Genomic DNA, 7041 nt, shown 5'->3' on the forward strand with positions numbered 1-7041 from the left:
ATACCACAGCGGGATACAAACCTGTGTCGAGATCAAGGTCGGGGCGGATGGTCAGTGGCGACCATGCGGGAGAGTCTGCAAGGATGCTCAAGCCCTGTCGAATCACAAACGCAGACATCGAAAACGCAAGCCTGCTGATCTGGACGAGGACGATAAACTCAGTGCTCCAGCAGATAAAGTGAATAAGTGTGATTACCTGAGGAACTGACGGACTAATACATATCAACACCTTAGCAGCCGCCTTTTCGGTCAGGCTCCCGGGTTCATCTCTACAAAAAAAATCTATCGAGGTAAAAATGAAGAAAACACAATCTGCGGCACTGCTGTTGCTGCTCTCGTTTTCAGTCATTTGCCAGGCCCAAACGTCGACAAGGCGTTTTGTGGTCGAGATTAAACAGGATCAGGATACAGGTTCTCCAGACCAGTTCTTTTCAGATATTGCTGACACAAACGGCTACGCAGGGTGCGGTTTACTGCCAGATGTTAAACCACCCGGAAGCGGTTATGGGTTAAAAACGCCCCTTATTGAGTCCATTTCGTGGCAATGGCTTTGCGCCACGAATCTGCTGGTTGCTTACGAACTGGTTCTGACTACCAATGCAGTCTCTGGCTTCAAACCTTATTCATGGCTAACTTCAGAAGTGTTTGTCGCTGTCGGCTGGCTTTTGAAAGGCTATTGGAATCCCGATTCACCGCTGTTTAACTCGATAGAGCGACTGGAGGCAATTCAGGATGACCCGTTTGCGATCACCACTATGACGCTTCCCGGACAAAACCAAAATGGGCAACAACAAAGCCAGCCGTCAGCGTCATCCGGTCAGCAAGCCTCGGGAGCAACCACAAGCACTCATCTTACAGGCTCCAATACCTGCCCCCTGCCTTCTGGCTCTGGCGGCGGTCAGGAAGACCCTGAAAAACGCCTGCATACTTTCGGCATAAATTGTCACGTCGGTTTCTGTAGTGGCGTTTGTATACTCCGACCATCATTGGATAACAGTGAACTAGTTGAAGGGCCGTTGAATTCCGAAGAAAGTTCAGCAGACGACACAGGATCAACACCCGGACGAAGCTCAGTTCCTCCCTTTTCAGTTGAAGATATTTTTCGGTTTCCGATCCGAAATGATCTTCCCACGCAAGTTCACCGGGAAGAGCCCAGACTATTTCTTTCAGCATTACGCTCAATGAATGCTGAGGCAGCGCATACACCTCTGGTCTGTGACGAGATGCTGACCACGATGGATGGCGAGCGGCGGCCATGCGGAGTGGTTCGCAGGAATGCCGAAATGATGTTGCGTCACACCAGAACACACCACACTGGGCCACAATTCTGTGACGTAATAATGGTCGGGTCGTCGGATAACGATCCACGATTATGCGGGAGGATCTTTTATAATGTTCACGAGCTTTCGAGACACATAAGATGCCATGGCAGATCGCCTAACAGATGGCGTGATAGAAGATATAGAAGGCGTTGAAAACTCAAGTGTGTTGATGTGAACGATGATGCCTTCAGAGGGTAAGGAGTGATTGCGCTTTTGACAGAAAAGGATGCATATTCTATTGATCCATTACTTTCTTGGTCTATCTTTTGCCCTTAGAAACTGCAAAAGTGGATGTAATGATTGAGTTATGAAAAACTTTTTCTCAGCGACACTGCTGTTGTTGCTATTCTCTCCGTCTGCCATCTGTCAGGCTGAATCACTGACAAGACGTTTTCTTGTCGAGCTTCAGGGTGGAAGCTCTCCAAAAAAGAGCTTTTCTATAAAGCCAGACCATCACACATTGTTAAACAGTGCGTCGTACCTTGCCAACACAAACGACTATACAGAAGCAGTTTTGCCATATGATGGCAAACCGCACAGAGTCGACGGTTGCAGGAATAAAACGTCTTTTTTTGAGTCCATATCGTGGCAATTGATTTATGCCACTAGTACGCTGGTTGCTTACGAACTGATTATGAGTACCCATGACGCAGCTCTGAGCGCCAAATCCTATTCATCGATACCTTTAGAAGCGTTTTTAGCTGTTGGCTGGCTTTTAGGAAGCTATTGGGGCGCTGGTTCGCCACTGTTCAACCCGATGGATCAACTGCATTCATACCAAGGTGATCCGTTTGCGATCACCACTATGATGCTACCCGGAAGTGGTCAACAACAAACCCCGCCATCAGCATCATCCAGTCAGCAAGCCTCAGGAGCAACCACAACCACAACCAACTGTTGTACAGGCTCTGTCACTTCTCCTCTGTCGTCTGGCTCTGGTGGCAATAGCGAAGGCCCTGATCAACGCCAACATACTCTGGGTTTAAATTGTTACGTCGATTCCTGTCATGGCGTTTGTAGGCTCGGATCATCATCCGATGACAAAGCGTCTGTTGAAGGAGCGCTAAATTCCGAAAAAAGTACGACAGATCACGCAGGAGCAACAGCCGGGCAAAGCACATCCTCCAGTGTTGTTGATCAATCCGACTCTGAAAAGAGCATTATAAGAGGCATGAAGATAGAATTAATGGGCATCGTTCCTCCTCTGCTTTCGATGAATGAACGTGTGTGCGGGCTGGGAACGTCGGGCAAGACCAGAGGCCAACTTCAGTTTGAAGTAACCGCTGATTTCGATTGCACCCAGGAAGAAAAGCGGCAGATACAGGCTGAGGTGGAGGGCTTCCTGCGGGAAAATGTTCCGGAGCGGCTGCGCAATGAGTTTACACTCAGAATCAGATACATCGGGCCTATAGAATTTTTGTAGACAGGTGTTTCTCATTGCTTTGAGTATATTGGGTATTTTCGTTTAAAGCCTCGTAATCTCTCGGTATGGATCAAACTGAACTTTTGCATTGGTCAGACTCTGTCAGCTTCTTCGCAGCGAGTTCTTGCCCGGTAAAAGCTTGGTTTTTGACATAGTAAGGATACTTTTTTTCTTGATTCATTACCTTCTTGGTCTACTCTCCTTCCTTAAAAACTGCAAAGTAGGGTAATGAAAAAATAATGAGAAACTCATTATCGGCGGCGCTACTGTTGCTCTTGCTCGTGTTGCCTGTCGTCGGTCAGGCTGAACTTTTATCAAGAGATTTTGTTGTCGAGTTTGAACAGGACGGAGGCGCTCCAAAAGGTAGCTTTTCTATAAAGCGTGATCTTAATGCAGTGTCGTATAATCCGTCATGCTGTGTCGACACAAATAATGACGCAGGTTCAATTTTTCCGCCTGAAGACAAACCATACCGGCATGGTCGTTACGGTGAAACAACGTCCCTCATTGAATCGATCTCGTGGGAATTGATTTACGCCACTCATCTGCTGCTTGCTTACAAACTGGTTCTGACCACCAGCGACAACTCTCTCGGGGCCAAAGCTTATTCATGGTTACCTGTAGAAGCGTTTGCCGCTGTTGGCCTGCTTTTGAAAAGCTATTGGAACGCTCATTCACCCCTGTTTAACACGATGGATCAACTGGAGGCAGCATCTATGTTGATGCAGGAGAATCACCCGGTTTTGATCACCACCAGAAAAAAACCCGAAAATGGCGAAGGACAAAACGGGCAACAAAACCAACCACAAAGCCAACCATCTCAATCGCAAGCCTCAGGAACAATGCCTCATCTCATGGCTGCTTTCTCCAGCTTCATGTCTTCCGGCTCTGGCGGCGGTGGCAACCAGGGCCCTGAGCAACCCCGGCATACTATGAGTTTCAATTGTTACGTCGATTCTTGCCATGGCTTTTGCAGACTCCGACAATTCGGTAGCAGTGAATCAGTTGCAGGGTCGCGGAGTTCCGAAAGAAGTTCGACGGGCCACACTAATCGTGGCATGACAGGAACGCGAACCTATCAGCTAGGAGTCGGTAGTTCTATGCTTATTGTCATTCCATCAATTGCATTTCGCGATCGACAAAACTCAGCATCAATTGGCCATCTTGTGGCTGGTTTCGACCCCTCGACTTGCAGTGAACCTTGGGTTCGTACCGTCATGTCACGTTCAGAAGCCGACAGGTTCCCATTTGAGCGATTTCGGCCATACGGCGTTATGGTAAGCGACGCTAATGGTGATCTAAGGGAGCTTGGGAACCATACTATGAGTTTTAATTGTTTCTTCGATTCCTGCAATGGCTTTTGCAGACTCCGACAATCCGGCGGTAGTGAATCAGTTGAAGGGTCGCTGAGCTTCGAAGGAAGTTCGGCGGGCCTGACTCATCACGGCATGACAGGAACACAAACCTTTCAGCCCCAAGCCGGTGGATCTCCGGTGAGTGTCATTCCATCAGGTGCAAATGGCGAAGGACAAAACTGGCGACAAAACCAACCACAAAGCCAGCCATCTCAATCGCAAGCCTCAGGAGCAATCTCCCATCTTGTGGCTGGTTTCGACCCCATGTCTTGCGGCTTTGGCCGTGGATCTTCGTTTCTTAACACCCTATCAGCCGAGTCATTACCATTTCGGCGACTTCGGCCAATAAGCGACGCTCATAATCCATCAACGGAGCTTGCGGGCACCCCGGAAGATTCCAACGACACCCGCGGAACAGGGCAGGATGACGATGTCGATATGGAATAGTCCACAGCGTTCAACAAGCCTGTGACTCGTTCCGGGGCTCCAGAGGTCGTCGCAAAAGTTTTGTTCTCATCTCGGCCCCACAGGGCCAGAAGACCCGCAGAGCCTGAAAGCATGAGAATGGATTGCGAGCGTTTTGCGATGTCGGCAAAAAGGCGGAGGTTTGGGGGGCTCAAACCGTATTACAAAGCAGCAATGAAGTTCTTTAGGGTAATGATGATCAAAACCAGTACCATCAGGGAAAAGTCCAGACCTCCCAAAGGGGGAATCACTCGTCTGATCCTGCTGCTCAGAGGCTCGGTCAGTTGATGCAGCAGCATCAGGCCCGGGTTGTAACTGCCGGGCGCTACCCAGCTGGCAATGGCGATGATGATCAGGCTGAACATATAAATGTTCAAGATTTCACCCGCCAGCTCTTTGAGGCTGATAATCAGGATCTGGGGAAAAGGAATCGCCTCAGCAGCCAAACCCTGAACCATAAAGAGTACGTAAACCAGGAGTATCTGCAAGATCAGGGCAAGGATCAGGGAAGCCAGATCAAGGCCTCCCATTCCCGGAATCACTTTCCTGAGAGGATTCAGTAGTGGGGAAGTGACTTTGACAATGGCTTGGGAGATGGGGTTATAAAAGTCTGCTTTAACCAGTTGCAGCAGAAAGCGCAGCAGTACAGCCATGATGTACAGACCTCCCAGGGTCTGTATCAGAAAGACGAGGCTGGAGGAGAATGCCGACATAAAAATCCTTCGTGTTTAAGCAGCCATGAATGTTAAATAAAACAGCCATGAGCGTTAAATAAAATTCAGCAAGCCGGGGAAGCGAGATGGCTTATGAGGCTGTGCCCTACGTCCTGACCAGTTTACTATGAAACTTCCGGGTGCGGGAAATAGCAGTTAACGTCTACTAGTCAGCCAAATGTTCTGCCAGTTCTGCACCCCTTTCTTTTGCAGACTTAACCGCTTTGTAAACCACGGCTTCGAAGCCTTCCTCGCGGAAGGTTTTTAAAGCCCGTTCAGTGGTGCCGCCAGGAGAGGTGACTCTTCTGCGAAGCTCGGCAGCATCAATATCACTCTGAATAGCCATGTTTGCAGCTCCCAGAGCGGTTTGCAATGAAAAGCGTTCAGCGGTTTCATGATCCAGCCCCAGCCTGACCCCGGCTTCTGCCATCGCTTCCATCAGCAGGAAAAAGTAAGCGGGACCTGAGCCTGACAAGGCGGTAATGGTATCGACCTGTTCTTCTCTCTCCAGCCAGTGAAGAATGCCAATCGGTGAAAAAATCTCATTGGCAATGGCTTTCAGTTCATCCGTCACCCGACTATTGGGGAACAGGCCTGTGGCGCCACAATGCAAGAGTGATGGTGTATTAGGCATACTGCGGACAATCGGCAGCCCTCCACCACTCCAGACATCCAGACTGTCAAGACGAATACCGGCGGCGACGGAAATAATGAAAGGTTTTTGTTTCTGAAGTACCGGTGACAGTTCAGTCAGAACCGCTTTCATCATCTGGGGTTTAACGGCAAGCACCACAATGTCCGCTTTTGCTGCTGCTTCCAGGCTGCGGGTAGACGTGTGAATGCCGAGTTCTTCAGAACGCTTTTTGGCACTTGCTTCCGTACGACAAGAAGCGAATATTCTGTCTTTGGGCCAACCGTGCTCAATCAATCCACCCATGATGCTGGTGGCCATATTGCCAGCACCGATGAATGCAATGGTCTTATTGGTCATTCTTAATTCCTTGGTGGTTATGACGCCTGGCCCCGAACAGAGCTGTACCAATGCGAACCATGGTAGCCCCTTCAGCAATGGCAGCCTCCAGGTCTCCGGTCATTCCCATGGATAATGTGTCCATAGTTAGATGGTGCCCACGGTTAAGAGATTCAAGGGCATCAGCCAGCCTTTTGAAGGGAGCCCGCTGTTTACTTTCATCGGCTTCCGGTGCGGGTATTGCCATTAGCCCACGCAACCGTAGTCTCGGTAATTGAGATATGGCCGCTGCCAGTTCAGGAAGTTCTGCCAGAGTGGCTCCGGATTTGCTTTCTTCTTCGCTGACATTGACCTGAAGACAGATATTCAGGGGTGGCAGTTCTTCCGGGCGTTGATCATTCAGTCGTTGGGCAATTTTAAAACGATCGACACTGTGTACCCACTGGAAGTGAGAGGCAATATCGCGGGTTTTATTCGACTGGATGGGCCCGATAAAGTGCCAGACCAAGCCTTCCAGGTCACAGAGTTGGGTGATTTTATCCACAGCCTCCTGCAAATAGTTTTCGCCAAAATCCCGCTGGCCCAGCTGCCAGGCTTCAGCAATCATCTCGGCGGGCTTGGTTTTACTGACTGCCAGAAGTTTCACCTGGCCTTCCCGAACGCTGGCTTGTTCGGCCTTATAAATTCTTTCAAAAACCTGGTCGAATTGACTTTTTAATGAGGTCATCAGCCTGTACAGTAGTGCGTTAATAGGTAGAAACCGATATTTCGGTCGAAAATAAGAAGATGTCCC

General features: G+C 49.3%; 7 protein-coding genes. 4 read left to right on the top strand and 3 right to left on the bottom strand.

All coding sequences use genetic code 11. The annotated features are described in order from the left end of the window. The 4 genes from KDK18_RS10000 to KDK18_RS10015 form a co-directional block, all read left to right on the top strand. Positions 1-208 (top strand): hypothetical protein (locus KDK18_RS10000; protein WP_257254757.1); only part of this gene is annotated, 208 nt, incomplete at its 5' end. 88 nt (positions 209-296) lie between these two features. Then, positions 297-1475: a hypothetical protein gene (locus KDK18_RS10005; protein WP_257254758.1), complete on the top strand. Its 1179-nt coding sequence runs from the start codon at positions 297-299 to the stop codon at positions 1473-1475. 154 nt (positions 1476-1629) lie between these two features. Beyond that, entirely contained in the window at positions 1630-2745 is a 1116-nt protein-coding gene (locus KDK18_RS10010; RefSeq protein WP_257254759.1) for a hypothetical protein, read from the top strand. Between the two features lie 239 nt (positions 2746-2984). Next, a complete protein-coding gene (locus KDK18_RS10015; protein WP_257254760.1) occupies positions 2985-4547 on the top strand; it encodes a hypothetical protein in 1563 nt (520 codons plus the stop codon). A 179-nt stretch (positions 4548-4726) separates the two neighbouring features. On the opposite strand, the gene KDK18_RS10020 is transcribed toward KDK18_RS10015, so the two are convergent. The 3 genes from KDK18_RS10020 to KDK18_RS10030 form a co-directional block, all read right to left on the bottom strand. After that, positions 4727-5278 (bottom strand): YggT family protein, encoded by a 552-nt coding sequence (locus tag KDK18_RS10020; RefSeq protein WP_257254761.1) that lies wholly within the window; start codon positions 5276-5278, stop codon positions 4727-4729. A 166-nt stretch (positions 5279-5444) separates the two neighbouring features. Next, positions 5445-6269, bottom strand: a complete 825-nt coding sequence (proC, locus tag KDK18_RS10025) for a pyrroline-5-carboxylate reductase (RefSeq protein ID WP_257254762.1) — start codon at positions 6267-6269, stop codon at positions 5445-5447. Beyond that, the gene (locus KDK18_RS10030) at positions 6259-6975 is read right to left on the bottom strand and encodes a YggS family pyridoxal phosphate-dependent enzyme (RefSeq protein WP_257254763.1); all 717 of its coding nucleotides are present in this window, start codon (positions 6973-6975) and stop codon (positions 6259-6261) included. Before KDK18_RS10030 ends, proC begins: the two co-directional genes overlap by 11 nt. Between the last annotated feature and the right edge of the window lie 66 nt (positions 6976-7041).

This window comes from Endozoicomonas sp. SESOKO3, from assembly GCF_024606255.1.

Bases quoted from the DNA above. Each gene is read 5' to 3' on its own strand.
- KDK18_RS10030 (WP_257254763.1), bottom strand. From the start codon at position 6,975: ATGACCTCATTAAAAAGTCAATTCGACCAGGTTTTTGAAAGAATTTAT.
- KDK18_RS10015 (WP_257254760.1), top strand. From the start codon at position 2,985: ATGAGAAACTCATTATCGGCGGCGCTACTGTTGCTCTTGCTCGTGTTG.
- KDK18_RS10005 (WP_257254758.1), top strand. From the start codon at position 297: ATGAAGAAAACACAATCTGCGGCACTGCTGTTGCTGCTCTCGTTTTCA.
- proC (WP_257254762.1), bottom strand. From the start codon at position 6,269: ATGACCAATAAGACCATTGCATTCATCGGTGCTGGCAATATGGCCACC.
- KDK18_RS10020 (WP_257254761.1), bottom strand. From the start codon at position 5,278: ATGTCGGCATTCTCCTCCAGCCTCGTCTTTCTGATACAGACCCTGGGA.
- KDK18_RS10010 (WP_257254759.1), top strand. From the start codon at position 1,630: ATGAAAAACTTTTTCTCAGCGACACTGCTGTTGTTGCTATTCTCTCCG.